Annotated in this window: 1 protein-coding gene (cut by a window edge); it reads left to right on the plus strand. The window is 69.8% G+C overall.

What is annotated here, in order from left to right:
- Positions 1-124: 124 nt before the first annotated feature.
- On the plus strand, positions 125-2,578 hold the 5' portion of the coding sequence (locus tag K789_RS0101950; RefSeq protein WP_237739479.1) for a LuxR C-terminal-related transcriptional regulator. It continues 219 nt past the right edge of the window; the window shows 2,454 of its 2,673 coding nt (coding positions 1-2,454); the start codon lies at positions 125-127; the stop codon falls past the right edge of the window.

Below are 2,578 nucleotides of genomic sequence, written 5' to 3' on the forward strand. Positions count from 1 at the left end.
CCCCGGTACGCTGGTGCTATTAGCCGCACACTTCGGCAACGGTTCTGCGCGTTGGAACGGGGATCGCATGTCACGTCCGATGATTGCAACCAAGCTGTACGCCCCGAAGCTGCGAAGTGCTCTTGTGGCACGCCCACGACTCGCTGAGCGTCTGCGCCGGGGAGCCGGCGCGAGGCTGACCCTGGTGTCCGCGCCGGCAGGGTTCGGCAAGACGACGCTCCTCGCCGAGTGGCTGGGTAAGGATTCCGGCGCGGACCGGTGCGTTGCATGGCTCTCGCTCGATCCGGCCGACAACGAACCGGCGACATTCTGGACCTGCGTCGTCACCGCGCTCCAAACGGCGGTGCCCGGCGTCGGGTCGGCTGCGCTGGAGCTCATCGCCTCAGTGCCGCTGCCGACCGAGTTGATGCTCACGACGGTCCTGAATGACCTGGCCGCGGCACCGAACGATGTGTGGCTGGTCCTCGACGACTACCACTTGGTGGGCAGCCACGAAGTGGGCAACGGCATGGTCTTCCTGCTGGAGCACCTCCCGCCCCACGTGCATGTCGTGATCAGCACGCGCGCCGACCCGGCCCTGCCGCTTTCCCGGTGGCGGGCTGGCGGTGACCTGGTCGAGGTCCGGGCAGCCGAGCTGCGCTTCACGTCAGAGGAGGCCGCCGCCTACCTCAATGAGGTGGCGGGACTGGACCTCGCCGCGGCGGACGTGGCGGCCCTGGAGCAGCGCACGGAGGGTTGGATTGCCGCGCTGCAGCTCGCCGCGCTCTCGATCCAGGGGCGCGACGACGCCGCCGGCTTCATTGCCCGGTTCGCCGGCAACGACCGGTACATCGTCGACTACCTGGTCGAGGAGGTCCTGCAGCATCGGCCCGAGCCGGTCCGCAATTTCCTGCTGCACTCCTCGGTCCTCGACCGGCTCACGGGGCCGCTCTGTGATGCCGTCACCGGCCGCGACGACGGGAGTGACACGCTCATGGCCCTTGAACGTGCGAACCTCTTTATTGTCCCCCTGGATGACCGGCGGGAGTGGTACCGCTACCACCACCTCTTCGCGGACGTGCTGCGGGCGCGCCTGCTCAGCGAGCAGCCTGAACTGATTCCGCTGCTGCATCAGCGCGCCAGCCGCTGGTATGAGAGCCACGGCCTGTCAGAGGATGCAGTCAGGCACGCACTGGCTGCCGGCGACTTCGACCGTGCCGCCTATCTGATGGAACTGGCGGTGCCGGCGATCCGACGCAACAGGCAGGACGCGATGCTGCTCGGCTGGCTGAAGGCGCTGCCGGATGCCGCTGTCCGGCGCAGCCCGGTGCTCAGTGTCTTCCGCGGATTCATGCTGATGGCATCCGGTGACCTCGACGGCGTCGAGCCGCGACTCGACGACGCCGAACGCGCACTCGCTGCCGTGCCGGCCGGCACCGTTGCACCCTGGGCTGACACCGAAGAGCTGCGGACGCTGCCGGCCACCATTGCCGTCTACCGGGCCTCGCTCGCCCAGGCACGGGGCGACGTGCCGGGCACCTCGGTGCACGCCCGGCGGGCACTTGAACTGGCCCGCCCGGACGACCATCTTGCCCGCGGCGCTGCGGCCGGGTTCCTCGGGCTTGCCGCGTGGGCGACGGGCGACGTGTCGACAGCCCTGCAGACCTTCACGCAGGCTGTGGCGAGCCTGCACGCAGGCGGCAACCTGGTCGACGAGCTTAGCAGCACGGTGGTGCTCGCGGACATGTGGCTCGCGGCCGGTCGACCCAGCAAGGCACGCCGGCTCTACCATTCTGCGATGCAGCTGGCCGGGGCGCACGGCGAGTCCGTGGCGCGGGCAACCGCTGACCTGCACGCGGGCCTGAGCGAGATCGACCGCCAGGCCGGAGACCTCGGCAGCGCCCGGCGACATCTCGAGACCGCCGCCGTGTTCGTCCAGCGTGCGACGATGACCGAGGGCCGCTATCGGTGGTTCGTGGCCATGGGACTGATGGCCCAGGCCGAGGACCGCCCGGACGAGGCCATCAGGTTCCTGGACCAGGCGGAGCAGCTCTACCGGCCGGCGTTCTTTCCGGCCGTCCGCCCTATCGCCGCGATGAGGGCCCGGGTCTGGATCGTGCAGGGCAAGCTGGCGGAGGCCTCCGACTGGGCACATGAACGGGGTGTGTCCGTCACGGACGATCCCCGTCACCTGAGCGAATTCGATCACCTCACACTGGTGCGTCTGCTCATTGCCCAGCACCGGGTGGACCCCGGTGCCGGCGCGATGGACGGTGCAATTCTGCTGTTGGACCGGCTGCTGGAGGCCGCCGCCTCATCCGGACGCGCCGGAAGCCTGGTGGAGATCCGCATGCTGCAGGCGCTGGCGCATGGCGCGCAGGGGCACCGGCCGCAGGCCCGCGAGGCGCTGGCCCGGGCCTTTGCCGAGGCGCCGGAACCAAGCGCGTACGTGCGGCTCTTCCTGGACGAAGGTGCCGCCATGATGGAACTGCTGCGCGACGCCGCGCAACACGGCCTCGCCGCTGACCAGGCGTCTGATCATGCGTCCCGTTTGCTCGGCCTCGGTACGTCCGCCGGGGCGCAAGCCACCGGTCCGGGG

Source organism: Arthrobacter sp. TB 26 (assembly GCF_000427315.1).
Lineage (GTDB): Bacteria > Actinomycetota > Actinomycetes > Actinomycetales > Micrococcaceae > Arthrobacter.